The following is a 25,893-nucleotide window of genomic DNA, read 5'->3' on the forward strand; positions in this document are numbered from 1 at the left end:
TGAAGTGAAAAGTTCATTTTCCCATATAAGAAACCGCCTTGGGAGGCGGTTTCGATCTTGCGATAGTCTGACGCACCGGCATGTGGTCACTCTTTCATTTGGATCTTTCTCTGCTGCCGCTAGCCTCTTAACGCTTTACTCATACCTCAGTGCATCAATCGGATGAAGGCGGGCCGCTTTATTGGCCGGGATGAGGCCAAAGATAATCCCGATAGCCATGCTGAACAGGACGCCTCCGAGGACCACCTGCCAGGAAACGAGCGACGGCCAACCGGCAAAAATCGATACGAGGGCTGCTCCGCCGTATCCGAGGCCGATGCCAAACACCCCGCCGATCAGCGTGATCAAAGACGATTCTATTAAAAATTGCATCAGAATCTGGCCTCTTGTTGCACCAAGCGATTTTCGAATCCCGATTTCCCTCGTCCGTTCAGTGACCGACACCAGCATAATATTCATGACACCGATCCCGCCAACGAGTAAAGAAATGCCTGCAATTGAGCCGATGAACATCGTCATAATCGTTGTGATCTGGCTGATTCCGGTCGCTATGGCCTCCATGTTCATCACTTCATAAGAGTCCGTAGTGCCGTGATTCTTGTTGACGGCCGCTGCAGCCTGCTTTCCGACGGCTTGCAGATGGTCGGCAGACTCAGCTTGAACGGAGACAGAGTCATAATCACTGATGCCGAATGACGATTTTAACATTGAATACGGAACATACATCTCATTCATCCCCAACGCAAGCAGCCCGGTTTCTTCTTTCAATACGCCGATGATTTCAACAGGCTGGCCATTTATCCATACGACACGGCCGAGCGGGGACTGCTGAGAAAACAGTTCTTCCGCAAGCTTCGGCGAGACGATGGCGACCCTGCTTCCAGCATGGTAGTCCTCTTCTGAAAATTCTCTTCCCTTTTCGACTTCCATCGAATTGATGCCGATATATCCGTCATTAATGCCGTTTACAGCGGCATCCGTTTTTTCATCCCGGAAGCGGACATTCATGGACTCGGTTGTTTTCGCAACGACATGTTTCACGCCTTCGAGTGACTTTAAACTTCTGATGTCTTCTTCGGTGAAGCCGGCGTCTAAATAGGCGTTGGGATTGGCCGTTAATTCTTCATTGCTGGGCTGATAATAGATTTCGACCGTGTTGCCGGGTCCGCTGATCGTCTGCTTGAGCATCTGCTCTCCTCCTTGCCCCGCTGCGACAACGACAATAACAGAGCCGACACCGATAATGATTCCGAGCATTGTTAAAATCGATCGCAGCTTATGGGAAAGGATGGAACTTAACGCCATTCTCAAGTTTTCGATGAGATTCATTGCACCGTCCCCCTCCGCTCTGTTTCCGGCGAGACGATCACACCGTCCCTCACCATGATGATCCGGCTTGTATAATCTGCAATCTCCGGTTCGTGGGTCACGAGCACCACCGTCGTACCTTCCTCATTCAATTCGGTGAATTGCTCCATGATGTCCCGGCTTGTTTTCGTATCGAGCGCTCCGGTCGGTTCATCAGCCAATATCAGCTTAGGTTCATTGACGATCGCTCTTGCGATGGCTACACGCTGTTTTTGGCCGCCGGAAAGCTCGTTCGGCATATGGCGCATTCTGTCCTTGAGCCCGACTTTTTCAAGCGCCCGTTCAGCCCGCTCCCGCCGCTCTTTTCTTGGAATGCCGGAGTAAATCATCGGAAGCTCCACATTCTTTATGGCATTCAGGCGCGGCAGAAGCTGAAACTGCTGAAAAACAAAACCGATTAAACGGTTTCTGACGCCGGCAAGCTCCCTTTCCCCATATGATGAAATATCCTCGCCGTCCAGCCTGTAAATACCCGATGTCGGGCGGTCAAGACAGCCGATAATGTTCATGATCGTCGATTTTCCCGAACCGGAAGGCCCCATGATGGACAGATATTCTCCCGTTTCAATTTTCATATTGATCTCTCTGAGAACATCAATGGTTTCCCCTCCGATTTGGTAGCTTTTTTTCACTTGGGAAAGCTCAATCATTGAAGCTTCACTTCCGTTCCGCTTTTCATGTCCTCGGCCGGGTTTGCGATAACCCGGTCCTTGTTCGTCAGACCATCGGTAATTTCAACGACGCCATCTGCTTTCTCACCGGTTTTGACATTGATCCGTTTTGCCTTGCCGTCTCTGACGACATACACGTATGATTGATCATCATCCTGCTTGACGGCATCTTCAGGAAGAGCCTGAATGATTCTTTTGTCCGTCTGGATTTTGAGAATCATGTTAAAGCCGGGCTTTGCTTTAGGACGCTCCCCTTTTATTTTGACTTCAAATGGGTATTGAACAGCTTGTTCCTTTCCTCCTGCGGCACCTGCAGACGCCTCTTCTTCGGGAACCAATCCGACTTGTGAGATCCTGCCCCGCCACTCTTTATTTTGGATGACATCCGAAGTGATGGTCACGTTCTGTCCCTTTTTCACTTTCAATGTGTCATACTCTGATAGCACCCCTTTAACGACAAGCTTGTCCTCGTTGCCTATATGTATAACCGGCTTTTGAATATCCGATTGCTTTGCGACGGCTTGTTTGTCAACGGTGATAACCGTCCCGTCAATGCCGCTTTTCACTTGCAGAGCTGCCGATTTCTTCTCGAGCGTTTCCTTTTGCAGATCGGCTTGTTTCAGTTCTAGCTGGAGCGATTTTTCTTCCATTTCAAGCTGTGACCGTTCGTCATCCATTTGCCTCTTGGCTTTTTCCGCTCCGAGCTCAGCCTTCAGCTCGTCTTCCTTGTTTTTTAGGCTGCTGATTTTTCGCTTAACCTGTTCAAGCTGAAGCTCCTTCGATTGAATGGATAAGGCGTTCTGCTCTTTTTCCAGGCGAATTTCTTCATTCGTATAGGTGAAAAGCACATCTCCTTTTTTCACCTTGTCGCCTTCTTTTACTTTGATGTCGGCAATTTCTCCTTTTTCAGGTTCAAAATAATTGTATTGTTCGTTTGCAAACTTAAGGGTACCCGGAACCATGACTTCAGAAGAAATCTCTTTTTCTTCCAATTGCACGGTTTGGACCGCTGTTTCAGCCCCTCCGCTCGTTTGAACCGAGCGGTAGAGGTTGAGTCCGATAAAAAGCACAGCAGCCCCAACAATGACGATGCCGATCCATATTTTTTTCATTTACATTGCTCCTTCAAATGAATCGAAGAAATTGATCGCCATTCCGGCTGTTAAAGCGAGCAGAATGGAGATCACAAATAAAATGATCACACCGGTCCAAGCCGCTTTTTTGGATATGCCCCCAACCTTTTGGAGACCCAGGGCAACCAATGCGAGCGACCAGATGGTGAAAATATCAAATACACCCAATACCGATTTGAGCGGCTCGTCTGCCGGGATGATGCCGTTTAAAGACGTGACGATGATCGTGGGATCAATATTTGAATAATAGATCACAAGCCCGCCTATGAATTGCCCGATAGCCGCAATAAAATATGTAAAAACAGACAGCGAAAACATGTGAACAAAATTGGTTGTTCCTCTTCCGATTTTGACAATCAGCCAATAGATTAAAGCGCTGATCAGCAAGGCAATCACAAAGCCGAAGATCCCGCCGACGATGCCGATTCCCTTCATAGCTGCTTGAAATGTTTCAGCATCCACCGGCATTTCCGACAAATCGGAAGATAACACCGTTTTTTCGCTCAGCATATACCCTCCGGTAACCGACAAGATTAAAACAATGACAAGCGGAAACCAGAAAGCTGGCTTTTCTCTCATTCTCTCGAATTGTTCTCCGGGACGGGTAATCATTCCGAGCAATGACGGATTTTTCACTTTTTCAGTTTCTAAATTCGTTTCCATATGTATCCCCCTTAAAAAATGAATTACCAGTTTATACGCAGAATGGCCTAAAATGTTTCACAACTGTTCTCAAAAAAACGCCCCGGCCGCATTCCCAAAACATGCGGCCGCGGACGGTTTCAGTTTCGCTGAAACATTTGATACTGCGCTTTCACCAGCTCATAATACATTCCACGTTTTTCGATCAATTCCTGGTGATTTCCTTCTTCTATTTTCCGGCCGTGGTCAAGAACCAAGATTTTATCCGCATCCCTTATCGTTGAAAGCCTGTGAGCGATCATAATAGCCGTTCTGCCATTGAGCAGGGTTTTCAATGCAGCCTGTATCTTGACTTCCGTTTCTGTGTCAATGCTTGCGGTTGCTTCATCAAGGATCAGAATCCGGGGATCTGCCAAAAGAGCCCTCGCAAATGAAATGAGCTGCCGCTCACCTGCAGATAATACATTGCCGCGTTCTTCCACTTCTGTGGCATATCCATGCGGAAGCGCTGAAATAAACGAATCGGCTCCGACAGCTTTTGCCGCTTCGATCACTTCTTCATCGGCGGCGTTTGGACGGCCAAAACGAATATTTTCCATAATCGTTCCGGAAAAAATAAACGTATCCTGCAGTACGATGCTGATTTGCGAACGAAGATCGGAAAGCGAGATATCGGTAATCGGTATTCCGTCCACTTTGACAGTCCCGCCTGTTGCATCGTAAAACCTGCTGATCAGATTTGCGATCGTCGTCTTCCCTGATCCTGTATGTCCGACAAGCGCGAGCGATGATCCCGCCGGTATCTCAAATGAAATGCTGTGCAGCGCCTTTCGATTTCCGTCATAAGAAAATTCCACCTGTTCAAATTCGATCCGGCCTTTTAATTCTTTTATTTTGACCGCATCTTCCTTGTCTGCAACACTCGGCTTTTCATCCAGAAATTCAAATATCCTCTCCGACGAAGCCATCCCCATCAACAGCTGGTTGTATACTTGGCCGAGCCTTGAAATCGGCTCCCAGAACATTCCGAGATAGAAGGCGAACGATACAAATACACCGATCGTAATCGTTTCATTGATAATCAAGCTTGAGCCGTACCAGATTAAAATGGCCGTCCCGACAGCATTTGTCATTTCTACAAGCGGGCGGAATGTCGCATTTTTTTTCGTCGCTTCCCGCCAGGCTTCAAAGTTCTCACTGTTGACGCCTTCAAAATACATCATATTCTCTTTCTCCTGCGTAAATGCCTGAGTGACCCGGATGCCTTGAATGCTTTCGTTCAAATGGGAATTCAGCTTGGACTGCTTTAAGCGCACCTTTTGCCAAGATCGCCGAATTTTCCTTCTGAGATTGGTAGAAATGAAGAACATAACAGGCAGCGTCACCATGATGGCGATGGTCAGCTCAGGACTGAGCGAAAACAGAATGACGATAATTCCAAAGAGAAGCAGGACATCCATCAATAGATTGATGACTCCGCTCGTAAACAGTTCCTGCAAGGAATTGATGTCATTCATGATCCGGACAAGGATGGAGCCTGCCGAACGCTCGTCGAAAAAGCGGTGTGACAGCCGCTGAACATGCGTAAACAAATGCTGTCTAAGATCATAAATGACATGTTGGCCAAGCTTGTTCATCCAGCGAATTCTTAGCACATTGCTAACATAATTGACAAGATATAATCCGCTGATGACGGAGATCAGAATCACAAGAAGATTCATATCCCGGCCTGCGATTGCCTGGTCGAGCGCATAGACGCCGATCAAAATCGGCACCGCCAGCCGGATCGCCGCCGAGATCATGACCGTTAAAAACGACAGCGGCAGCAAATTCTTTCGGTAAGGCTTTAAATATTTGAGCAGCCTCCACATCTGCGCCCAGTTAAAAGGCTTTTCAATGATTTGGTCTGAAGTATAAAAAAACCGGTTCATCAACGTTTGTTTTTTCGCCTGATTTTCCATAGCAAGAGCCTCCTATCCTGCAAAATGCGGCTCATTCAACACATTTTGATCTTTATACTGCAAATCAAAAATCCGTTTGTATAAACCGTTTTCTTCCATTAATTGTTCGTGTGTTCCCCTTTCCTTTACAACACCTTTATCGAGAACAAGGATTTCGTCAGCATGCTTTAAGGATGAGATTCTGTGAGCGATGATGAAAGTCGTCCGATCCCGCATGACTTCCCGCAATGCAAGCTGAATGCGGTGCTCCGTTTCCATGTCAACGGCACTCGTTGAATCATCCAGAATGAGAATGCCCGGGTTCAGACAAATTGCTCTCGCTATCGCAATCCGCTGTTTTTGGCCACCGGAAAGCCCGAGCCCCCTCTCGCCGAGCATCGTATCGTATTGGTTCGGAAGCTCCATGATAAAATCGTGCGCCTGGGCTCTTTTCGCGCTTTCGACGATCTCATCCATTGATGCATCAGGCTTTCCATAAGATATATTTGACCTGATCGTTGATGAAAATAAAAACGATTCCTGCGGGACGACGCCGATATTGGAGCGCAGCATCTTTAATGAGTAGTGTTCAAGCGGCTTGCCGTCGATCGTGATCCGGCCGGATGTCGGCTCATAAAAGCGGCTCAGCAGTTGAATGATGCTGCTCTTGCCTGACCCCGTCGCACCGATTAACCCAACCGTTTTGCCGCGCTCGGCCTGAAAAGACACTCCATGCAGCGCTTCTGCATTTTCTTCTGTATATTGAAGGGAAACATCGCTGAATACGACATCACCGTTCAGCCTGCCGTTTTTTACCGCATGTCCGCTGTCGGTGATTTCCTCCTCGGCATCAAGAATTTCCAGCAGCCTCTCTCCTGATGCTTTCGCCTGTGAAAACAGGTTGATGACATAACCCAGGTTCATGATCGGCCACATCAAGTAATTGACGAGACTGAAAAAAGCGACAAGCTCACCCGGTTTTAAGCTGTTCTGCATCACGAGCCAGCCGCCGAACGACAGCAGGGCAACGAGGCAGATATTGCCGATAAACTCCATCAGCGGAAAGAATTTCGACATGATAAACGAAGCGTTTAAATTTTTAGTTCGAAAATGGTCATTTGAATGAGTAAAGTTTTGAATCTCAAAATCTTCTTTTGATAAAGATTTAACGGTATTCATGCCGCTGATATTTTCCTGAACTTTCGTATTTAAACGGGCGAAAGATTTTCTTATGCTCCGAAAAGCGGGATGCACTTTTTTGTCAAACCTGTAGACAGCCGCTCCTAAAAACGGCAGAGAAGCAATCGTAACTAGAGTCAGCGGCACAGAATACGAAAACATGACAGACAGACTGAAGGTGACAAGCAGGATAAATCGAATCGCCTCAGCAAAACCGAAAGATAAAAAGAATCTGATGCCTTCGACGTCAGCCGTAAGCCTCGACATTAAATCTCCCGTTTTAGCGCTGTCATAATACTTGAACGGCAGACGCTGCAATTTCGCATACAGCTCTTTTCTTAACCGGTAGACAGAGCGGATTCCGAACATATCTCCAAGATACTGATGAAAAAAAGTGGCTGCACCCTTCGCCGCCATGACAGCGATGAACCCAAGGCTGATCCATATGACCATACCGTACCTTCCGCCGAGAATCACATCATCAATTGTCAATTGCAGAATAATCGGGTAAACAACGGTGATCGCCGTCATAAGAAGCATCGACACAAGCGACCACAAGAACATTTTTTTATAAGGCCAATAAAAATCTTTTAGTTTTTTAAGGGACTCCATTTGCACCAGCACCTTTCCAATTCATGTAAAACAAGGACACATCATCTAATATATCGGTTTACGAAATAAAATTCCACCGATTTTAAAAAATTCAGACTTATTATGGAGTTTTCCCCCTTCTTCCGTTTGAAATAAAGCCTGTTTAAAATGTGACAGCCGATAAAAAATAGTTTTTCAATGTCAAAGGAAATTTTTTGATGAATGAAGGAAGATGATGTAAAATAATAGAAAATGTTATCAAATTATGAATGACGGAGTTGATTGCAATGTCGAAAAGAGAGGCTTTAAAAAAACAGCTTCTCCTCTTAGGTGAATTGGAACAAAAAATCTGGAAGGACTTCCGGAAAGAACGCGAAGGGATTTATGCAAGGTTAGGAGAACTTGACAGACAAATCCAGCGACATAGACGTTCCAATAAAGAGTATTATGCAGCACATTGCGTAGACATTATTAAACAGCAAAAAGGAAAAATTGTAACGACAAAAGAACTGAAAATGAAACTGAAAGAAAGAACCAATTTTAACGTTCACCGTATTAGTGAGCTTTATGACCTGATTCAAAAATTAGAACCAAACATTTCGAAAGAACGGCGCGGCTGTTTTCTTTATCTTGAAAACGGCTCTAAAAAAAACGTCGGTCGGTGACAGGCTCTATGCCTGAACCGACCGACCGTTCTCATCCTCCGCTGACCGGGGGAATAAGAGCAACCGTATCTCCCGACTTGACCTCACTGTTTCCTCTTCTGTACACTTCGTTCACAGCGATCATCGCCCGGTCCGTCCCCTGAAGATTGTAAGTTTCTTTTAAAAACTGTCTGATATCGTCTGTTGTCGTCTTTTCTTCATCTATATCGATGCTCTGCGTCCCCGCTTGTTCCGCAAGCTGGGCAAACAGCAAAATTTTAATCAATGGTCAGCACCTCTTTTTCTGCCGGAAGCCGCTGCTTCCATATCTGGTTTCCCTTCCGGGTATTCAGTTGTCTCAAGCTGGTCGCCGATCCAAGTCTCGCCGTCCTCCCAATGTTCTTTTTTCCAAATCGGGACGATTTGCTTTATCCTTTCGATCGCATATTCGTTCGCTTCATACGCCGCTTTCCGGTGAGGCGACGACACGGCGATGACAACGGCCGCATCAGAAATGTCCAGCCTGCCGATGCGATGGGTAATCGCTGCAGCTGTACCAGGCCATTTTTCATTGATTTCTTTCCCGATCTGAGCGAGCATGCTGACCGCCATCGGAACATAGGCTTCATATTCGAGATAGAGGGTCTTTTTTCCATTGGTCCATTCTCTCACTGTTCCGATAAACGTCGTAATGGCACCGGCTTCCCTTCTTTCAACTTTTTTGACGACATCTTCGATGACAATCGGCTCTTTTGTTATGACAAATCGTTCAGACAAATGCCTTCCTCCTTTAGATGTTTCAGAATAAAAGCCACGGCACTCGGGTCTTCAATATGAAAGGATGGAACATCCGTTTTCGGCTCGCTCTGCTGATAAATGACGGCGATGATGCCATCCAATTCCTTTAAGAGCTGGCAGTCCGCTTCGTTTCTGATCATGACAACTTTTTGATACGGCGCATGTTTAAATCCTTCGATGAGAAGACATTCAACTGCTAAAACACCGTAAGCGGCAATCAGTTGGTCAAGCGTCCACTCGCCGCGCGCCGTCAGCTGAAAAACGCCTGCTCCTTCGACACCGGACGCAGCCGCCCCAGCCCGAAAAAAGCGGTCGGAATCCTTTCCTTCGGCAAAAGCATCCGGTTCTCCTCCATGTCCGTGATGTTTCAGGCAGCCAACCTTGACGCCGAGCTGATCGAGCTTTTCCGCCAGTTTTTCAACGAACGTCGTTTTGCCGCTGTTTTGGTACCCTACGATCTGGAGGATTGGAAAATGTGCGGCCACAGCTGTTCACTTCCGTTCTCATCCCGGTATAAAAGAACATGCACTCCTGCCCCGGCTTCATAGCCTCTCGTTCCGCCCGGCAAAACCATCAGGGCATTGGCATCTGCCAGAGACGTTACGGCGCTCGATTTATCCAGACCGACAGGCTCCGCATGAAGCGTGCCGTCTTTAATCGATACAAACGAGCGGACAAACCTTGTAAACGGATTAGGTTTTGGAAAATCCTTGGTTAAAACAGCTTCTGCACATAAAGAATACGGCTTCGGATGTTGCAACCAGGTGCGCAGGGACGGCTTGACGAACAGCTCGAATCCAACGAAGCAGGCTGACGGGTTCCCTGACAGCCCAAACAGCAATTTGCCGTTTAATTGAGCGACAGTCGTTACACTTCCCGGACGCATCGCCACTTTATTAAACAGAACCTCGGCACCCAGCTTTTCGTAAATTGCCGGCAGAAAATCAAAGTCCCCTACGGATACCCCTCCGGTCGTAATCAGAAAATCCACCTTGTCCAAAGCTTTTTCCACCGCTGCAAAGCTTTCGTCAAATTGATCAGAAATCTTTCCTAAATAAAGGGGTTTTCCGCCTGCCTCTTCAACCTGAGCGGCCGCCATGCCTGCATTGCTGTTGCGGATTTTTCCGGGAACGAGAGGATCGCTGACATTCAGAAGCTCCGTCCCGGTGGCAATGATGCCTACCACAGGCTTTTTGACTGCAGGAACCGCTGCATATCCGAATGTTGCAAGCAAAGCGACAACACCCGGCGTTATCCGGGTTCCTTTCTTCACAAGAACCGATCCTTTTCTCGCATCTTCTCCGGTTTTTGATATATTTTCTCCCGGCTGCAGTGTGCGCTTCAACACCATATAGTTTTTACCGTCTTCTGAGAAGGTTTTTGTCAGCTCAAGCATGACTACCGCATCAGCGCCCTCCGGAATCTGCGCTCCCGTCATAATTCTGACGGCTTGAAAAGGGCCGAGCTTTTTACCCGATACGGCTCCGGCTCCAATGTGATCAACCACCTCAAATTGCAGCGGATTTTCCCGCGAAGCACCGGCGGTATCGCAGGCTCGGACAGCAAAGCCGTCGTAGGGCGAACGGTCAAAAGCGGGTACATCATGATCAGCCTTGACATCTTCGGCTAAAAATCTATGGAGACTCTCCTCAAGATGAATCCACTCTGTATCTCCCTGCTTCTGGTGCCGAGAAACACGCGCAGCGGCTTCAAAAACTGGAATGGGCGTTCTTTTTTCAATCATTAAAAAAACCTCCTGTTGTTACATTCCGATCACTCTCGCCAATATGGAGTTGGCTTCTTTTATATCATTTGTGCCGTGTACAAGGGCTCTTCCATCGTTAAATATAACGATTCTGAATGTCTCATATTGTACATGCAGCAAATAATCATTGGCATCCACTTTTCCGATGCCCGAAAGCTTTTTCATGAGCTCCTCTTTAGGCAGCCGTTTTAACATATCGCTGCGAATTTGGACGGTCTCTCTTCCGCACAGCACGTCGGCTTTCTTTTGGCTCATGTCGCTGAGAAAAGGATAAACCGGCGTTTCTCCGCACGAAGGGCATTTCTCATTGCGGCCGATCTGCATTCGATAGTGGGTATTAGCCCATAAATCAAAGGTGACAAAAGCGGTTTGCAGCGCTTCTTGCTGGCCCGTTAAGATTTTTAAAATTTCAGCTTGCTGATAAGCCGACACCATTTGAACGGCCGGCGAAATAATCCCCGACGTGTCGCATGTAGCCCCGCCAATCGGAACATCTTCAAACAGGCAGGCAAGGCACGGCGTTTTTTTAGGAATAATCGTCATATACATGCCCTGACTGCTGACACAAGCGCCATAAACCCACGGAGTGCCCGTCTCCTGCGCAAGGTCATTGATGATCATGCGGGTCTCAAAGTTATCCGTTGCATCGATGACAGCATCCGCCTCTTCGATTAGCGGTCTGAGTGTTTCAACGGTGCCGTCTGCAACATATGTACGAAGCTCAACACCGCGATTGATCTGGGAAAGACGGTCTTTTGCAGCTGCCGCTTTCGGAAGCCTTTCCTCCGCGTCTTTCTCTGTATAGAGCTGCTGCCTTTGCAAGTTGCTCCATTCCACATAATCGCGGTCTATAATAGACAGTGTACCGATGCCTGCGCGCACAAGCCCTTCAGCAGCTGACGTGCCAAGCGCCCCGGCTCCGACGATCAAAACATGGCTCTGCCTGATTCTGTCCTGACCCGCCTGTCCGATGTTTTGATATCTGATTTGTCTTGAATACCGTTCATGCATCAGGATGATCCCCTTTACTTCCTTTTCTATATCATACCATTTTTCAGTCTGCTGTCTTTTGAAAAACACCTTCCGAAAAACCCTTGCAATCTATGATAAAATATTTCATCCCGGAAAGAACGGTTCTATTTTATCTAAATCCGACTTTTTATTGACATTTATAAATTCCCGCGGCTCTGCCCCGACCGCTTCTGCTTCAATGTACTTGACGCGAATGCGGTCGAGAAAACTGCTGATCTTCAGTTCGTTCTGCTGAAGCTGTTCGAGGAGGACGGATTTCACCCTTCTGTGGTAGACGGCAATAAGCGGCTGCGTCCTTCCGTCTGCAACCGGCACGACGGCGTCATCCGCCGGTGTCATCTGCCGTTTTAAAGCCGAGATGGTCTCCTTCCGGACAAGCGGGGTATCACAAGCCGAAAAAATATAGCATTCCCCTTCCGTCCGCTCCATGGCTGTGTACATACCGGCAAGCGGCCCTTTCCCTCTGAACGGTTCGAGATCTTCCAGCACCGCTTTTTCCCCGAGTTCTATAAACCGCTCCGTCAGGCCCGGACGGCTCAATATCAGGACGTCGTCTCCCAGCGCCTGTTTGCACCATTGATAAAGCGGCTTACCTTTCCAGCGGGCAAACGCCTTCGGTTCCCCAAAACGGCGCGAAAGTCCCCCTGATAATATGACATGTATTTCTTTCATGCAGCTCAACCTTCCTTCACGTGTTCCTGTCTGCGAACATCATAGCAAAACTTTAGAAATCCGAACAAGTCTGTAAAATCTCTTTTTCAAGAGGCATGGCGGGTTTCATTTATGCATATTGTAGTTGTAACATGTATAGGGGGCTGGTCACCATGAAAAAAACATCGGGTTCGCTGCCTTATTTTCATGATTTATCACAGGAAAACCTTTTTTTAAAGGCGGAGCTGGCAAGATCACATCAATTGATACACGAGCTTGAAGCAAGCTATTTTCATCAGAAAAATCATAAGCTCAGCCGGGAAAACGCAACCATGAAACAGCAGCTTCAGCAGCTGTCAATCGAACTGGAGCGGGTCTCGGCAAACAAGGAAGACGAGTCGGCCGAAACGCTCAACCGGATAAAAAGCGAACTGCTGGGTAAAATCGTTGTCCTTCAGGAGCTCCTTCAAAAAGAAACCTATGCAAGAAAACAAGAGATAGAAGAAAAGCACCGCCTTCATTTAACAAATGTAAAAGCCGAAGAGGAGAAGAAAAGCTTACATAGCCAGATAGAATACGAAAAGCTTCATGCAGAAAGAGAAAAAACGCTGAGGGAAAAAAAGGAGCAGGAGCTCAAAAACGCTGCCCATGAAAATGCCCGCCTGAAAGACGAACTTCACGCTAAAAGTCTTCAGCTCAAACAAATCGAAACAGATGTCGCGGTATTAAAAGAGCGGGTGACAGAAACGAAAAGCCGCCTTTTAGAAGCTGAAAAAACGAAAGAGGCGCTGTTTTACGAAACGATTCTATCTTATAAAAGGCAACTCGATGAAAGTGATAAGTGGATCGCTTCTCATTTTGCCGATATTGATACATTTCAGCAGACGGAGAAAACGCTTGAACAAAACGAGGAGGTCTTTGAACGGTCAGAACAGATCGAAGCGGTGCTTCAAACTGTTACAGAGCAAGTCGATCAGCTCCAACAACAATTGAGCGCCATCAAACAAAATGATACGAAAATGGATCAGAAAATAACAGAGTGGAAAAAACAGACGAAAGAAGAAACACCCCCACAAAAATGGGTCTATCAAATCAAACGGAAAGACAAAGAAACAAAACCTTTAAATTGAATACCACTTTAAGGAATAATTTGGATTTTATAAAAAACCGCTTGAGTCGATTGTCTCAAGCAGTTGATTGGGCGGCGCGTTTAAAGCGGCCGCCTTTATGTTTCCGCAAAATGGAAACGCTATCTGGAAAAGCAAGGGTTTGACCTATTGCTGCTCTGTCTCAGTAGAAATCTCACCCTCTAATATATATTGACCGCGGTATGGTTTTTTGACTTCCGGGTACATTTTAATCAGGCTTTGCATAAAGGTTGTCATATTAGGGATCTCAAGTCCGCTCTCTTTTTCGATTTCCTTTTGAAGTTCGGAGCTTTTAATGGCCGCATTATGGCGTTTTAATGTTTTAATCGCCGCTTCACGCAGTTTTGCAGCTTTTGAGCCTGGACGTGCTGTACCCCTTCTGCGCCTTGTCGTTCCATCTGGAATTCCGGCAGGCAGTGAGGAGGTTTGCGGAGAAGTCTGCTGCTGGTTTTTTTGAGATGCTTGCGGCTGCTGTTGCTGCTGCTGGTAGCTCTTCATCTCCTGCGCAGCTAATTCAGCTAAAACAGGAAGAGATTCAGTTTTACGCTCTGGGCGAAAATCTTTTTTTGTATCATTAAAGCTGGATGGACGATCCAATTCACGCAGCTTTGCATATATGTTATCCCGCTCAATTTGATACTCCCTAATCACCTTAACTTCAGCCTCATTCAGCTGCTCTAATCTTAAACGCAATGCTTCCCTCTCGTTAAACATACCGTTTATACCCTCCTATCAGATAAATAAACCTTCCAATAAAAATATTAGATTACCAAACTAATTTTATCAACTATTTTTTCGTTTTTCTACTGTTGATTTCCGTTAAGAAAATAGAACTAAATTTCCGAAAAACTTGAAGCCTGAGGAGTTTTTGAAGCATTTCGGCCTACTCTAAAGACATTGTCGAAAAATGGTAAATAATGAAGGAACCTAGAAAATTACTTTTCCCTGAAACATAATTTAGGAATAGAATCCACTGTTTAATCATGATGGAAAGTGTGAGATATCAATGATTATTCCGGCTTATAAATCCAGAATATTCAAAATTGCCAGATTTCACTTGTCGAATTTGCAATCTTTTATGCACGGGGAAAGCCAGAAATGCTCCTGAAACAAAAACAGGCTATAAGACTCATCAAATGAAATAAACAGTGTCAAATGATCTATTTGTCAAAAGAGGCGGATAGAGGAAATTTTTTTTGTTTTTTTGTGATTGGGAGACTGAACAAATAAAAAACCCCATGAAAACGGGGCTTTTCATCTTTAGTCAGCAGACTGTTCTGTTTCGGCAAGAACGCGGTTCACACGTTTTTCGAGCATTTTCATTCCGCTGCCTCCAGCTTGAAAATGGCGAAGCTGGCCTGTTTTATCAAATACGTAATAAGCAGGGACATATTCATTTTCGAAAGCGTCAGTCAGCTTATGGTCGCTGTCAACAAAAATAGGTTGAGTGATATCATGTTCAGCGGCAACCTCTTTGATTTTGTTCAGGTCTAAATCGTCTTCTGAACGCGGCATATGCACGGCCACCACGTTTAGTTTATCACTGTAGCGGTCGCGGAATTCATTGACTTGCGGCATCGCCTCTTTGCACAAGTGGCAGCTGATGGACCAAAAATGAATTAATGTCGGCTTTTCTCCGATAAGCTGCTCTTTTGTCACTTCTCCGTTTAACCACTCTTTTGCGCCGGTCAGTTCCGGCATCGGCTGACGTAATTTCATGTTTTTTCCTCCATTGTCATTTTTGTCGATTAAAAAGGTCTAACAAATGTTAGACCTTTCCAATCTGATTTCTTATCTAAGAATAAAAATTAAAGGGTAGCTTGTCCCGGTTTCCAGTTTGCAGGGCAAAGACCGCCTGTTTGCAGCGCTTGGAGCACGCGCAATGTTTCGTCTACATCACGGCCGATGTTGTTATGGAACACTGTTTGATATTGAAGTTCGCCTTCTGGATTAATGATGAACAATCCGCGAAGCGCAACACCTTCTTCTTCAATCAGTACGCCGTATTCACGGGATACTTCATGGTTTGTGTCGGCAGCAAGCGGGTATTTCAGCTGGCCGAGACCGTTATCTTTGCGGTCTGTGTTAATCCATGCCAAGTGAGTGTGGATGGTGTCAGTTGAAACGCCGATAACTTCTGCATCAAGGTCTTCAAACTCGTCATAGCGGTCAGACATTGCTGTAATTTCTGTCGGACACACGAAAGTGAAGTCCATTGGATAGAAGAATAGAACTGTCCATTTATCATTTTTCATGTTTTCTTCAAGGCTTACTTTTCCGAATTCTTTGTTTGCAAGAACCGCTTCCATTTCAAAGCGCGGCGCTTGTTTACCTACCATGCGTTCTGCCATTTTTATGTATCCCTCCAATTGTGATTTTTGGGTTCTGTTACCCATATCAAAATGAGAATTTAAATATTAAATTCTCATTTAGTTAATAACATCACATACATAATTCATTATAATACTTACCATATTTTTAGTCAATATTAATTGATAATAAATTTAAATTAGCGGCTGTTCTTTTATAAGCCTTTAAAAAAGTGTAACATGCCGTCGGATGAGGAAACAACCGTTTAACACGCAGTAGACGTTTTTTTGGAAAAACAAGTTAAAACCGAAGCTGGAACTTCGGTTTTATGTCTATTACTGAAGTTTTTGCTCAACCTGCTGACAGATTTCATCGGCAGTTAAACCAGTCGCCTGGATGACAGATGCTCCGGTCATCGTATCTGAAATCCCGAGCATGTCAGTGTCCAGACCGGTGACAACGCAGCAGTCGCATCCTTTTGCATCGTCTTCGGTTTTCATCGTTACAACCTCATACCCTTTTTCCTTCAAAGCAGCCTCGACATCAGAAAGAGATTGTTCGATTCCGATTTTTTTCGACATGAAGAAACACCTCCACCAATTAAGATGCCACTTTTGCCGATTTTTTATACCAGCCGCTTGATCTAATTGGCTTTGGAAGAAAAATAAGCGGTCATGACACGGACTGCCGTCTCAAGCGCTTCCTCTTTCGGCTGCAGTTTGGCATGGTGAAGTCCGTAAGGTGAATCGACGCCAAGCCAAAACATGAAGCCCGGATACTTTTTCAGCATATAGCCGAAGTCCTCCCCTGTCATCGCTTCTTTTGAACGGACGACCTCTGCAAGGCCGTTTTCAGAAACGAACTGCATAAAGTCTTCGACTAAACCGCTTGAATTGTAGACCTGATAATATGCTGCAGGATAGCTGACTTTACCGCTGCATTGATAAGCCGTTTCCAGGCCTCTCACCATGGCCTCGATCCTTTTCTTTACCTGTTCCATTGACGCTGGGGACAGCGTCCTGATCGTCCCTTCAAGCCTTGCTTCCTGAGCGATAATGTTTTGTGCCGATCCGCCTGTAATCGTCCCGATGGTAATGACAGCACTGTCCAGCGGATCGACATTCCTGGCTACGATCGACTGCATTTGCGTAACGAGCGAACTGGCGGCGACCACCATATCTTCTGCAAGGTGGGGATATGCTGCATGCCCGCCCTTTCCTTCAAGTTCGATTACGAGCTCTGACGTATTGGCAAAGAGCAGCCCGCTTTTCGTTCCGATCGTTCCGACCGGGAGCTCAGGTGCGATGTGTAGCGCTGTGATCATGCTCGGCTCCCACTTTTTAAACAAGTCACTTTCAAGCATCGGCTCAGCGCCGCCCGGTCCTTCTTCAGCCGGCTGGAACAAAAACAGCAGATCTTGTTTAACCGGGTGGCTGACGAAATGATCGATGATGCCGAGGGCGATCGTCATGTGGAAATCATGCCCGCACGCATGCATCCTGTCCTGATGAACGGAAGAAAAAGGGTATCCGGTATCTTCCCGAATAGAGAGCCCGTCCATATCTGCCCTGTACGCCAAAATCTTTTCAGGGGCTGTCCCTTTAACCTTTACAAACAGTCCGGTTCTCCACTTTTCAATTTCAATCCGGTCTTCCGGATGCTTTGCTAAGTGGTTCAAAAGATAAGCCTGTGTCTTATATTCCTGAAAACCGAGTTCAGGAATTTGGTGCAGCTCTCTGCGAATCGCTGCTAATTCGTCCAATTTCATCTTTCTAACCTCCCCGGCGATATGAAAATGCGTGGATTGTCACATCCACGCACTTTTCGCTGCCGCTTCTTAAAGCTGGCGCAATTCCTGTTTGATTTCTGTTTTGCCTTTTGTTTTTTCATCGATGTCTTTGATTTTTTTCGCAGGCGTTCCCGCGACTACTGTGTAAGGCTCAACATCTTCCACAACGATCGCGCCGGCAGCAACAACGGCTCCTTTTCCGACAGTCACGCCTTCAAGTACGACGGCGTTTGCACCGATAACGACATCGTCTTCAATAACGACAGGTTTTGCTGAAGGAGGCTCAATGACACCGGCAAGCACGGAACCGGCTCCGATGTGGCAGTTTTTGCCGACGGTAGCTCGTCCGCCCAGCACGACATTCATATCGATCATCGTTCCTTCTCCGATCACAGAGCCGATGTTGATGGAAGCTCCCATCATGATGACGGCGTTATCGCCGATTTCCACTTGATCGCGGATGATCGCCCCCGGCTCGATGCGCGCTTTAATATTTTTCAAATCGAGCGTTGGGATCGCCGAATTGCGGCGGTCGTTTTCGATGACATAGTCTTCAATTTTGCCTTTGTTTGCTTCGAGCGCAGCTTGAATCTCCGCCCATTCTCCGAATACAACCCCTGTATTGCCTGTAATAAAAGGCTTGGCTGAAGCGCCGAAGTCAATTCCTTCAAGGTCGCCTTTCACATACACTTTAACAGGTGTTGATTTCTTACTATTTTGAATAAATGAGATAATCTCATTTGCATCCATCATTTTCATTATGTAAGTCCTCCTTCTCTTTTTCTCCTCATTACTGTATCAAAGGAAAGATTTAAAAACAAGAAAAAAAGGAAAGGGGCGTCCCGTTTCCTTTTTTATCAAATGTCATGCCGGAACTTCACATTTCTTTGCAAAATCCCTGCCGAATGCAAGCAGCATATCTTCTTCTTCATCCTCCGGATTCATTTCGATTTTAACGGACGAAAGCAACACGTCTCCGCCAAGCTCTGTGATTTTGTCCTCAAGAATGTCGACGGCACCGCAAAAATGCTCGTAAGAAGTATCTCCGGACCCGAAAACGGCAAACGTCTTGCCTGTGAAATCCATCCCTTCCATATCATCGTAAATATCTAAAAACTCATCTGGAAGTTCCCCGTCGCCCCATGTATAGGCGCCAAATATCATGTGCTGATAATCGTTAAAGAGCGCCGCATCTACATCCATCGCTTCATGGCGGTCCACTTCAGCCCCGCCCTCAAGAAGGCCTTTCTCAATTAAATCGGCCATCGCCTCTGTATTTCCAGACATGCTTGCATAAACCAGCAAAACTTTCCCCATCGTTATTCCTCCTATAAAACGCTATAAAATCAGTGGGCTGCAGCAGGCTGTTCATAAGGTCTGACAAATTTGCATTCATAAAGACCTGCGCAAAAGAAGTTCTCCTTTTGATTGGCCACTCTGAACCCATGCCCTTTAATCGTGTCAAACCATTTCAGCTCCCTTTCATAGAAATCAAGCTGATAAATTCTTGAAAAGCCGTCTCGGTCTTGCGCCGATGTGACATAGATGATTCCGTTGTCTTCGGACACATCCAGGAAAGATTCTTCATGCTCAACAAGGCCCTGCCTGATTTGTATTTCATCATTTGTGTGAATGTTGACCAAATCGACGGCACCGTGATTTCCCTTTTTGGACCCCATCGCACATACCAGCCATTCGCCTTCAAATGCGATCATCGAGGCGGTCATGCGGCCGGTTTCTTTTTTGATCATAAAAGCCGACTCTGATGCAAAATCGTATGCCCAAACACCGCCGTGCACTTCATGAATCTGCGTCCCGATGTAAAGGCGCTCTTCATGGAGGCACAGAGAGCGAATAACGGGCGGATGACTCAAACCGGAAAACGGCTTGACGATTTTCCATGAAACGCCGAAATCCTCCGATATGTAAATGCAATGCTTCCCATGTGCACATACGAAGCCGTCTGTTCTCCCTGTGATCGACCAAATCGTGGCGTTTGTCGGAAAGCTTGAGATTGACCAGGTTGCACCTTGGTCTGACGATCTGATAATCGTTCCCCTCTCCCCTACGCCGAACAAATAATCGCCGATATAGGTGATGGAACAGATTTTGCTTTTTAATTGAAAGAGCTTTTTCCAGCCTTGCTCAAGTGAATAGTGAAAAATACCTTCCCGCTTGATGGCGACAAAGTAACCGGAATGCTTTGCCGAAGCAACGGCCGTTGCACCTTTATGAAACATGGGTCTCAGCCTGCCGTTTTTGCTGCTCTGCCCATCTTATAAAGCCTTCGGCAAATTCCTTGCAGCATTCGGCATCTTCATCCGTTTCAGGGGCAAGCTCTATTTTCAGGGTCTCTCGATAAAGATCAGCGCCGGTTCGTTCAAGCATGCTGTAAAACGTGTTGACCGCTTCGCAAAACCGGGGGTACGCATAATCGCCGGATCCGAAGCATGCCGCTTTCTTTCCTTTAAGGTCAAGCGAAGAGACCTCTTCGTAAAACGATTCCGCTTCATAAGGAAGATCCCCGTCCCCCCATGTGTAGGTGCCGATTAAAAAAAGATCATATTCAGCCAATGAGTCGGTATCGACATCATCCATTTCCTGAATTGCGACATCAAAACCGTTCTCTCGCAATGTATCTTTGATGATCATCGCGATATCCTCCGTATTGCCTGACATGCTGGCATATGCAATCAATGCTTTAGACAACAGAATCACCTCTATAATTGATAATGATTTTCATTATTATATAGATACACTTTAAATGATAATGATTATCAATGTCAATAAATCATACAAAAAAAGCAGTCTCCTTTTTGGAGTCCTGCCTTTCTAGTGTTTATTCTTATTCCATTGCCGTACATTCTTTCACAACCTCTACAAACGCCTGTACTTGCTTCAGCTGGAAAGCCGGCTCATAACCGAGCAGCCACGTATCTCTGCCGATTGCTTTTCCTTTAGCGTCAAGCAAAGGGATTTGATGAACATGGCTCGCGCTTCCGTGAAGCGTTACCGATGGAAGGATCGCATAACCGATTCCGTGGAAAGCCATCTGTTTGCATGTTTCAATTTGGTCGACAATAATGGTTTGTTTCGGCGATGTTTTGAACTTTTGGTGCCACCAGTGCTGAATTTCCTGATAGTACGTGCTGTCGCTTTTGAACTGGATGAACGGCCGTTCCGTTTTGGCAATGTCCTCAATGTTTCGGATCTCTGTATCGACAAGGTACAATTCGTCCCGCATCAAGTAGTGCTTCGGCCCTTTCCATTCCGGGTTTCCTCTGATAATGCCGATATGAACATGGTCTTCGTAGAGGCTTTTCAGCATTTCGCTGCTCCAGCCGGTGATGAGGGAAATTTTCACATTTGGATATTGTTTGACGTAGGTTTTCAGAACGTTCGGAAGCCAATGCTGCCCGATGATCGAAGCCGCCGCCAATTTGAGCGTACCGTGAATCTCGCCCTCCAGCTCATCTATATTCTCTCTCACTTTTTCCTGTTCCAATGTCACATCTTTTGCAAACTGGATGATTTTTTCTCCGGCAGACGTTACAGTCAGCCCTTTTTGCGATCTTAAAAAAATTTTCGTTCCCCATGATTTCTCAATGGTTTGCAGCCGCTGGGACAAAGCCGGCTGGGAAACAAACAGGCGTTCAGCCGCTTTCCGCATATTTAATTCTTCCGCCAGAACGACAAGCATGTGAAGCTCTTGAAGCTGCATGGACATTCCTCATTCCAATAAGTTTTTCTTATCATACATTTAATCAAACGGCTGTTTTTTAATCAAGCGGGAAGTCAGGCTTCGGGGTATGTGCGGAGGGTTGGATGTAGCTCTGCAAATAAAAAATAGGCCGCTGTCGCGCCTATTTATTCAACGTCCTTAAATGCTTATTCAGCTGTTTTAATACGACACGCCTTGTAAAAATGCCTTCGAAAACCTGCTCTTCATTTTCGACACATACAAACGCGTTGTTAATGACCAGTCCGAACCCTTTCAAGATCGGGTCGTCAATTTTCAAGCGGGGGATGTCTGTCAACATAACTTCTTCAACATGAATCTTGTCAAGCTTCTCAAATTCGATTCGTTCCAAGCCGAAGATTTTATCCATGATCATATTCGTTCCGATTAATCCGTGCAAACGGAAAGAAGCGTCAAGTACAGGGATCGCGGTATATCCGGTTTTTGTCAAAACGAGAAGGGCATGTTCCAGATTGTTTCCGACTTGAACATGAGCTACTTTATCAGCATCGATCATAAACTGACCTACTGTCGTTTCAAGAAGTTCATCTGATTGCAAACTAATCATGATTTTTCGACTCCTTTTCAGCTTTAATCCATCAACGCATAATTTCCCTATACTACAATAATATAAACAGTATCAATATTTGTCGAAAACTTTCCTTTCTTTCAAGGTCAGTTTATCATTCAATATCCTTTTAGGAAACAAAAAAGATACTCTAATGAGTATCAATTGATATAATCTGACCTAATTTTCAGACCGGACACGGTCGTATAAGGTAACCAGTTTCTTATATGTCAGGCTATCCACATTTTTTGTACCCGTTTCTATATCATTGATCTCACTGCTTAGTAGCTCTACGGCATACTCATGGTCCAAAAGTACGTTCAGCAACAGTTTTCTCTCTTCTTCTGAAAAGCGTTCCATTCTTAACCAGCCCCCTAATTGATTTAGCTAGAGTCAGAAACGATATGTTCTCTCTAGTTTCTATAGGGCTAGAATATGAAATTGCAAATCAAACGTCAACCGCACATTTCGACATCTGTTCGATTTTCTTTCAAACAATTATTTTGTATACCGGTTTGCATAGCTTGAAGCTGTATAGGAGTCAGGTTTAATTTTGGCGCAGATCCCCATCGAAGTGATCCGGCCCGTCATTTCCTGGATTAAATCCTTTGTCATTCCTTTTTTTCCGATATCCAAGTGAACTTCAAGGGTTAAATCTGCTCCCTCGTCTGTAAACGGAAGAAGCAGATCCATGATTTCATTAAAATAATCATTTAAAAGATATGCGGCAATCTCTTGGCTGTAAGCTGTTTCAAGCGATATTTTCTCCCTGAGGCTATGTATCGGTCTGTTGACAACCGTGTTTTTCAGACAGCCCCACGCTCCTTTGCCTTTGCGGTGCAAATGGATAGCGGTGATAAACTTTGTGCAGTTCTGATGGATCTGCGAGTCTGTTCCGACGGACAGCAGGTAGCTAGCCCGCGGATCTTGGCGTATGAACGCCTTCAGTCTCCCGATCACTTCAGGAAATGTCATTTGATCTTCAGAAAGATTGTAAAAAAGAAAAGAATCAGCCATTGGAATGCCCCTTTTCATTTTTGATCCGCACCGAAGATGGAACGATTCGTCTGTCTGCTATCCTTTTTTAGTCGGTATATTTTTCAAGCTGAACCCGCAGCTCCCACATCTGTAAATTACATTCTGATTGGACTGGGCTGTCAGAACTTGATCCATATGCTCGGTTGTTTTGCAATGCGGACAAATAACGCTTGGAAAAGCTTTCATGCCATATCCTCCTATTGCTGAAGCAGTTCAAAGATTTCGATTGAAATCATATCGATGTTATCAAACGGAAATGTAGTAGGCTTATCACCTTTTTGAAAAACTGTCAGCTCAAATGTTTGGTTTTTTTCAAAATATTTTACGCTGCAAATTTTTTCTCCGTTTACTTCAAAATTGCGCTGCGTCGGTTCTCCGGCAGCCTCCGCAGTCTCTTGCAGGCTCTGCAGTCTCGTGATGATACCCATTAATTGTGACATTCTAAAAAAGACTCCTTTCAAAAAAACAACTTCAGGATCAACAAGTATTAATTATAATACAAGTTCTACAATGCATCATACCACAAAGTATCAGCCGATGACATTTTTCCTTTTTGATCATGAAAAAGAAAAACCGCTTTTTCATAGTTTGAGTTTTCTTTTTTCATGTCATACATGAAAAATATTTTTTTGACTGCAGAGGAGCCTATTTTAACCACCAATTTAGATTTATGGAGCAACAAGATTGTCTTATTCCTTTTCCCGTGCCTAAAGCCCAAAAATCCCGCGGCTATTTGAAGTGCGGGATTCCATGCAAATAAAAAACTTGGCGGGGGCAGCGCCAAGTTTTTTAAAATCTTGATCTGATAGAGGGGTTGGGGAACAGAGAGGTTCATCTCTCTATAATTAAATGATAATGATTATCAGTATCATTGTCAATGGTTTTCTTTAAATTCTTTTTTTAGCTGAAAAATCCGGCCAATGTCCAGTTAACATCGATGACAAAAAGCGGGAATACAGCCTGGTCTGCTTCCTTGTTATCCGCAAAACTCGAGCTTGTTTCTTTCTCATCCGGTTGTTCGAACATCATTTCTTTTCCAGCCGGTTTTGTATCAGATTGACCGATATCCGTTACTTTGAAGCTGCCTCCGATATTCTTCAGCGTCACCGTCTGATAATTTTTTTGATATGAAACAGGACCGCCGTTTTGATCTCCAACACATTCATATACGGTATAGCTCCCGTCTTTTTCCGCCACTTTTGTGTCTTCATCATAGCTGAAGAAAGGGATTGCAATTTCAGGCGCGTCTGTCCCGTAAAAAATCCACCCCGCTTGTTCGGGAAAGGCGTTCGCCTCTACATACTTCGCTGCCATGGCGTGTTCCATATAAGGCTCCAAGAGGGATATCATGTCTGTTTTTGTTCTTTCCTTTTCGGTCAGCTGAAGATGGACGTCTGATACGGATTGAAGGGTCTCAAATAACGACGCTCTTGTCGGTTTTTCTCCGGCTTCGGCAAAATCCGCACAGAGGAATACAAAAGTCACAGTCAAAACCGTGCACAGTAAGGATGACCGAACGTTCTTCATATGATCCGCCCCTTTTTAGCATATATATTTTCACATTTTCCTTTATATACGCGAAACAAACCTCTCGGGATTCATTTTTTCCAAAAGAAAAAGCGGCGAATGGCCGCCGCTTAAATTAATCCGTCTTGTTCGTATAAATATGAATAGGACAGGTCAATGAACAGATACAATTCTTCATCCATCGGATAGGAAAACGTTCTGATCATTTCCCCCGTTTCGATATCGCTGTACAAATCGCTGAAAAACCCTTTTCTCATCGTTCTCATCCTCATGATATTCTCGAGAAAATAAGGGCGCCAGCTCCAGTTTTTCCCGATGTATTCAGGCTGAAATATCCATGCTCCGTCATGTTTAAATACGTTTTTCGTCAGCTGAATACCGTCTTCATCGCACATGTAAATTCTAAAGCTGCAATCTGTCAGTTCTTTTCCGAGATTGAAGAGAAACTCATCGTCTGACTGAGCTGTTTTCTTTAGCGATGTGACAAGCTGATGAATCCGTTTGTAAAACTGCTCAGAGTGGTCGTACAGAATGGTTAGCTTCTTCTTCTCATGCGTGATAAACTGGTGAAACTCGGCCTGCAGCCGGTCCTTTATTACATCCCGTTCGATAAATTCATCCTTAGGCAGCTCAAGATACTGCCCCTGAAAATATCGGCCTCCGTTTCTCCATGCGTATTGCAGCTGAAAGCTCGCCTCAATATCTTCGTAAAGCAAAGCGGCTCCAATTTTTCTGGCAAGGAGCGATATGCTGTACAGCACATATTCATAGGAAGGCGAAGGAGAAGACAGCTTGAGCGGCTGAAGGTCAATCTTTAACAAATCCGGGGAAAGAAGAGCGATTCTGTCGAGATTGCTGCTTTCCTTTCCAATATTATCAACAGCGACTTTAATTCCGTATGTACGGTAATAGGTCAGCAAATGATGCAGCTGTTCAATATCCCCTTCAAACTTTTGCTCCGTGATTTCGATAACGAAACGGCTGAGCTCGAGCCCTTTATCCTGATATTCCATCAACAGGTCGAGGAACGATTCACCGTGATCCATCATCAGCACATTTGCATCTTGATTGACGAAGATGAGCAGGTCGCGCCCGCTGTCCAGAAAATGATCAAGTGCCTGGCGGATCACCTTGAGGTCAACCTCTTTCTTGTATTCTTCCGGAATTGTCGGATCAGAAAAAAACGGCCCGAGACTCTTCACTTCAGATTCTACCTTGATACGCCCCAACACTTCATAGCCGATCACCTTTTGTTCTTCAGCACTGAAGATCGGCTGATAGTAAGGAATGACATCTTCAATGTTCGTTAAAATATCGAGTGGATCCAACATGGCATATCACCTGCTTCTAATCTTTGTCT

30 protein-coding genes are annotated in these 25,893 nt (G+C 45.4%); 2 read left to right on the forward strand and 28 right to left on the reverse strand.

Annotation, left to right across the window (positions count from 1 at the left end; genetic code table 11):
* Positions 1–135: 135 nt before the first annotated feature.
* The 6 genes from H2R00_RS07330 to H2R00_RS07355 all read right to left on the reverse strand — a co-directional run bounded on the left by H2R00_RS07330 (position 136) and on the right by H2R00_RS07355 (position 7,545).
* Positions 136–1,329, reverse strand: a complete 1,194-nt coding sequence (locus H2R00_RS07330; RefSeq protein WP_182070741.1) for an ABC transporter permease — start codon at positions 1,327–1,329, stop codon at positions 136–138.
* Entirely contained in the window at positions 1,326–2,018 is a 693-nt protein-coding gene (locus tag H2R00_RS07335) for an ABC transporter ATP-binding protein (protein WP_182070742.1), read from the reverse strand. Before H2R00_RS07335 ends, H2R00_RS07330 begins: the two co-directional genes overlap by 4 nt.
* Complete coding sequence (locus H2R00_RS07340; protein WP_182070743.1) at positions 2,015–3,151, reverse strand: efflux RND transporter periplasmic adaptor subunit; 1,137 nt, start codon at positions 3,149–3,151, stop codon at positions 2,015–2,017. Before H2R00_RS07340 ends, H2R00_RS07335 begins: the two co-directional genes overlap by 4 nt.
* Positions 3,152–3,835: a YknW family membrane protein gene (gene yknW / locus H2R00_RS07345; protein WP_154995909.1), complete on the reverse strand. Its 684-nt coding sequence runs from the start codon at positions 3,833–3,835 to the stop codon at positions 3,152–3,154.
* Between the two features lie 119 nt (positions 3,836–3,954).
* On the reverse strand, positions 3,955–5,775 hold the full coding sequence (locus H2R00_RS07350) for an ABC transporter ATP-binding protein (protein ID WP_154995911.1): 1,821 nt from the start codon (positions 5,773–5,775) through the stop codon (positions 3,955–3,957).
* Positions 5,776–5,787: 12 nt separating this feature from the next.
* Positions 5,788–7,545 (reverse strand): ABC transporter ATP-binding protein, encoded by a 1,758-nt coding sequence (locus H2R00_RS07355; protein WP_182070744.1) that lies wholly within the window; start codon positions 7,543–7,545, stop codon positions 5,788–5,790.
* Positions 7,546–7,811: 266 nt separating this feature from the next.
* Here H2R00_RS07355 and H2R00_RS07360 point away from each other — a divergent pair, with 266 nt between their 5' ends.
* The gene (locus H2R00_RS07360) at positions 7,812–8,189 is read left to right on the forward strand and encodes a Rok-like winged helix domain-containing protein (protein ID WP_154995913.1); all 378 of its coding nucleotides are present in this window, start codon (positions 7,812–7,814) and stop codon (positions 8,187–8,189) included.
* 31 nt (positions 8,190–8,220) lie between these two features.
* On the opposite strand, the gene moaD is transcribed toward H2R00_RS07360, so the two are convergent.
* The 6 genes from moaD to H2R00_RS07390 form a co-directional block, all read right to left on the reverse strand.
* On the reverse strand, positions 8,221–8,454 hold the full coding sequence (gene moaD, locus H2R00_RS07365; RefSeq protein WP_154995915.1) for a molybdopterin converting factor subunit 1: 234 nt from the start codon (positions 8,452–8,454) through the stop codon (positions 8,221–8,223).
* Entirely contained in the window at positions 8,451–8,945 is a 495-nt protein-coding gene (locus tag H2R00_RS07370) for a molybdenum cofactor biosynthesis protein MoaE (protein ID WP_182070745.1), read from the reverse strand. Before H2R00_RS07370 ends, moaD begins: the two co-directional genes overlap by 4 nt.
* Entirely contained in the window at positions 8,924–9,451 is a 528-nt protein-coding gene (gene mobB, locus H2R00_RS07375; RefSeq protein WP_154995919.1) for a molybdopterin-guanine dinucleotide biosynthesis protein B, read from the reverse strand. The genes H2R00_RS07370 and mobB overlap by 22 nt, the downstream gene beginning before the upstream one ends.
* Entirely contained in the window at positions 9,418–10,710 is a 1,293-nt protein-coding gene (locus H2R00_RS07380; protein ID WP_182070746.1) for a molybdopterin molybdotransferase MoeA, read from the reverse strand. Before H2R00_RS07380 ends, mobB begins: the two co-directional genes overlap by 34 nt.
* Positions 10,711–10,728: 18 nt before the next feature.
* Positions 10,729–11,742, reverse strand: coding sequence for a molybdopterin-synthase adenylyltransferase MoeB (locus H2R00_RS07385; RefSeq protein ID WP_220462698.1), 1,014 nt, complete (start codon positions 11,740–11,742; stop codon positions 10,729–10,731).
* Between the two features lie 105 nt (positions 11,743–11,847).
* A complete protein-coding gene (locus H2R00_RS07390; RefSeq protein WP_182070748.1) occupies positions 11,848–12,435 on the reverse strand; it encodes a molybdenum cofactor guanylyltransferase in 588 nt (195 codons plus the stop codon).
* A gap of 152 nt (positions 12,436–12,587) precedes the next feature.
* On the opposite strand from H2R00_RS07390, the gene H2R00_RS07395 reads away from it, so the two are divergent.
* Complete coding sequence (locus H2R00_RS07395; RefSeq protein WP_182070749.1) at positions 12,588–13,544, forward strand: coiled-coil domain-containing protein; 957 nt, start codon at positions 12,588–12,590, stop codon at positions 13,542–13,544.
* Positions 13,545–13,688: 144 nt separating this feature from the next.
* Here H2R00_RS07395 and rok read toward each other — a convergent pair whose 3' ends face one another.
* The 16 genes from rok to H2R00_RS07475 form a co-directional block, all read right to left on the reverse strand.
* Complete coding sequence (rok, locus tag H2R00_RS07400; protein ID WP_020451209.1) at positions 13,689–14,276, reverse strand: transcriptional regulator Rok; 588 nt, start codon at positions 14,274–14,276, stop codon at positions 13,689–13,691.
* Between the two features lie 546 nt (positions 14,277–14,822).
* Complete coding sequence (locus H2R00_RS07405) at positions 14,823–15,281, reverse strand: TlpA family protein disulfide reductase (RefSeq protein WP_154995930.1); 459 nt, start codon at positions 15,279–15,281, stop codon at positions 14,823–14,825.
* 89 nt (positions 15,282–15,370) lie between these two features.
* Entirely contained in the window at positions 15,371–15,913 is a 543-nt protein-coding gene (ahpA, locus tag H2R00_RS07410) for a biofilm-specific peroxidase AhpA (protein ID WP_003181325.1), read from the reverse strand.
* A gap of 294 nt (positions 15,914–16,207) precedes the next feature.
* Complete coding sequence (locus H2R00_RS07415; protein ID WP_003181323.1) at positions 16,208–16,453, reverse strand: YkuS family protein; 246 nt, start codon at positions 16,451–16,453, stop codon at positions 16,208–16,210.
* 62 nt (positions 16,454–16,515) lie between these two features.
* The gene (locus tag H2R00_RS07420) at positions 16,516–17,640 is read right to left on the reverse strand and encodes an N-acetyldiaminopimelate deacetylase (RefSeq protein ID WP_154995932.1); all 1,125 of its coding nucleotides are present in this window, start codon (positions 17,638–17,640) and stop codon (positions 16,516–16,518) included.
* Between the two features lie 69 nt (positions 17,641–17,709).
* Complete coding sequence (gene dapD / locus H2R00_RS07425; protein ID WP_003181319.1) at positions 17,710–18,420, reverse strand: 2,3,4,5-tetrahydropyridine-2,6-dicarboxylate N-acetyltransferase; 711 nt, start codon at positions 18,418–18,420, stop codon at positions 17,710–17,712.
* A gap of 105 nt (positions 18,421–18,525) precedes the next feature.
* Positions 18,526–18,978, reverse strand: a complete 453-nt coding sequence (locus tag H2R00_RS07430; RefSeq protein WP_182070750.1) for a flavodoxin — start codon at positions 18,976–18,978, stop codon at positions 18,526–18,528.
* Positions 18,979–19,007: 29 nt separating this feature from the next.
* The gene (locus H2R00_RS07435; protein ID WP_182070751.1) at positions 19,008–19,901 is read right to left on the reverse strand and encodes a WD40/YVTN/BNR-like repeat-containing protein; all 894 of its coding nucleotides are present in this window, start codon (positions 19,899–19,901) and stop codon (positions 19,008–19,010) included.
* Positions 19,891–20,370 (reverse strand): flavodoxin, encoded by a 480-nt coding sequence (locus H2R00_RS07440; protein WP_182070752.1) that lies wholly within the window; start codon positions 20,368–20,370, stop codon positions 19,891–19,893. Before H2R00_RS07440 ends, H2R00_RS07435 begins: the two co-directional genes overlap by 11 nt.
* A 136-nt stretch (positions 20,371–20,506) precedes the next feature.
* A complete protein-coding gene (locus H2R00_RS07445) occupies positions 20,507–21,382 on the reverse strand; it encodes a transcriptional regulator CcpC (protein WP_154995940.1) in 876 nt (291 codons plus the stop codon).
* A gap of 142 nt (positions 21,383–21,524) precedes the next feature.
* Positions 21,525–21,968, reverse strand: coding sequence for a cyclic-di-AMP-binding protein CbpB (gene cbpB / locus H2R00_RS07450; RefSeq protein WP_003181307.1), 444 nt, complete (start codon positions 21,966–21,968; stop codon positions 21,525–21,527).
* Between the two features lie 180 nt (positions 21,969–22,148).
* Entirely contained in the window at positions 22,149–22,328 is a 180-nt protein-coding gene (gene abbA / locus H2R00_RS07455; RefSeq protein WP_003181305.1) for an antirepressor AbbA, read from the reverse strand.
* Between the two features lie 138 nt (positions 22,329–22,466).
* Positions 22,467–22,985, reverse strand: a complete 519-nt coding sequence (locus tag H2R00_RS07460) for a ribonuclease H-like YkuK family protein (protein WP_020451199.1) — start codon at positions 22,983–22,985, stop codon at positions 22,467–22,469.
* Between the two features lie 218 nt (positions 22,986–23,203).
* The gene (locus tag H2R00_RS07465; protein ID WP_043927448.1) at positions 23,204–23,446 is read right to left on the reverse strand and encodes a YkuJ family protein; all 243 of its coding nucleotides are present in this window, start codon (positions 23,444–23,446) and stop codon (positions 23,204–23,206) included.
* A gap of 460 nt (positions 23,447–23,906) precedes the next feature.
* Complete coding sequence (locus tag H2R00_RS07470) at positions 23,907–24,533, reverse strand: DUF3993 domain-containing protein (protein WP_182070753.1); 627 nt, start codon at positions 24,531–24,533, stop codon at positions 23,907–23,909.
* A 110-nt stretch (positions 24,534–24,643) separates the two neighbouring features.
* Positions 24,644–25,864 (reverse strand): EAL domain-containing protein, encoded by a 1,221-nt coding sequence (locus tag H2R00_RS07475; RefSeq protein WP_182070754.1) that lies wholly within the window; start codon positions 25,862–25,864, stop codon positions 24,644–24,646.
* Positions 25,865–25,893: the final 29 nt, after the last annotated feature.

The sequence above is a fragment of the Bacillus haynesii genome, from assembly GCF_014042035.1.
GTDB lineage: Bacteria > Bacillota > Bacilli > Bacillales > Bacillaceae > Bacillus > Bacillus haynesii.

Excerpts from the sequence above, each read along its gene's own strand:
- yknW (WP_154995909.1), bottom strand. The coding sequence starts at position 3,835 with ATGGAAACGAATTTAGAAACTGAAAAAGTGAAAAATCCGTCATTGCTC.
- H2R00_RS07475 (WP_182070754.1), bottom strand. The coding sequence starts at position 25,864 with ATGTTGGATCCACTCGATATTTTAACGAACATTGAAGATGTCATTCCT.
- H2R00_RS07430 (WP_182070750.1), bottom strand. The coding sequence starts at position 18,978 with ATGGGGAAAGTTTTGCTGGTTTATGCAAGCATGTCTGGAAATACAGAG.
- H2R00_RS07380 (WP_182070746.1), bottom strand. The coding sequence starts at position 10,710 with ATGATTGAAAAAAGAACGCCCATTCCAGTTTTTGAAGCCGCTGCGCGT.
- H2R00_RS07390 (WP_182070748.1), bottom strand. The coding sequence starts at position 12,435 with ATGAAAGAAATACATGTCATATTATCAGGGGGACTTTCGCGCCGTTTT.
- ahpA (WP_003181325.1), bottom strand. The coding sequence starts at position 15,913 with ATGGCAGAACGCATGGTAGGTAAACAAGCGCCGCGCTTTGAAATGGAA.
- H2R00_RS07445 (WP_154995940.1), bottom strand. The coding sequence starts at position 21,382 with ATGCAGCTTCAAGAGCTTCACATGCTTGTCGTTCTGGCGGAAGAATTA.
- rok (WP_020451209.1), bottom strand. The coding sequence starts at position 14,276 with ATGTTTAACGAGAGGGAAGCATTGCGTTTAAGATTAGAGCAGCTGAAT.
- H2R00_RS07355 (WP_182070744.1), bottom strand. The coding sequence starts at position 7,545 with ATGGAGTCCCTTAAAAAACTAAAAGATTTTTATTGGCCTTATAAAAAA.
- H2R00_RS07460 (WP_020451199.1), bottom strand. The coding sequence starts at position 22,985 with ATGGCTGATTCTTTTCTTTTTTACAATCTTTCTGAAGATCAAATGACA.
- H2R00_RS07415 (WP_003181323.1), bottom strand. The coding sequence starts at position 16,453 with ATGTCGAAAAAAATCGGAATCGAACAATCTCTTTCTGATGTCGAGGCT.
- abbA (WP_003181305.1), bottom strand. The coding sequence starts at position 22,328 with ATGGAACGCTTTTCAGAAGAAGAGAGAAAACTGTTGCTGAACGTACTT.
- H2R00_RS07385 (WP_220462698.1), bottom strand. The coding sequence starts at position 11,742 with ATGCATGAACGGTATTCAAGACAAATCAGATATCAAAACATCGGACAG.
- H2R00_RS07395 (WP_182070749.1), top strand. The coding sequence starts at position 12,588 with ATGAAAAAAACATCGGGTTCGCTGCCTTATTTTCATGATTTATCACAG.
- H2R00_RS07470 (WP_182070753.1), bottom strand. The coding sequence starts at position 24,533 with ATGAAGAACGTTCGGTCATCCTTACTGTGCACGGTTTTGACTGTGACT.
- H2R00_RS07360 (WP_154995913.1), top strand. The coding sequence starts at position 7,812 with ATGTCGAAAAGAGAGGCTTTAAAAAAACAGCTTCTCCTCTTAGGTGAA.
- dapD (WP_003181319.1), bottom strand. The coding sequence starts at position 18,420 with ATGAAAATGATGGATGCAAATGAGATTATCTCATTTATTCAAAATAGT.
- H2R00_RS07465 (WP_043927448.1), bottom strand. The coding sequence starts at position 23,446 with ATGTCACAATTAATGGGTATCATCACGAGACTGCAGAGCCTGCAAGAG.
- H2R00_RS07420 (WP_154995932.1), bottom strand. The coding sequence starts at position 17,640 with ATGAAATTGGACGAATTAGCAGCGATTCGCAGAGAGCTGCACCAAATT.
- H2R00_RS07340 (WP_182070743.1), bottom strand. The coding sequence starts at position 3,151 with ATGAAAAAAATATGGATCGGCATCGTCATTGTTGGGGCTGCTGTGCTT.
- H2R00_RS07435 (WP_182070751.1), bottom strand. The coding sequence starts at position 19,901 with ATGTTTCATAAAGGTGCAACGGCCGTTGCTTCGGCAAAGCATTCCGGT.
- H2R00_RS07330 (WP_182070741.1), bottom strand. The coding sequence starts at position 1,329 with ATGAATCTCATCGAAAACTTGAGAATGGCGTTAAGTTCCATCCTTTCC.
- cbpB (WP_003181307.1), bottom strand. The coding sequence starts at position 21,968 with ATGATTAGTTTGCAATCAGATGAACTTCTTGAAACGACAGTAGGTCAG.
- H2R00_RS07405 (WP_154995930.1), bottom strand. The coding sequence starts at position 15,281 with ATGAAATTACGTCAGCCGATGCCGGAACTGACCGGCGCAAAAGAGTGG.
- H2R00_RS07335 (WP_182070742.1), bottom strand. The coding sequence starts at position 2,018 with ATGATTGAGCTTTCCCAAGTGAAAAAAAGCTACCAAATCGGAGGGGAA.
- H2R00_RS07350 (WP_154995911.1), bottom strand. The coding sequence starts at position 5,775 with ATGGAAAATCAGGCGAAAAAACAAACGTTGATGAACCGGTTTTTTTAT.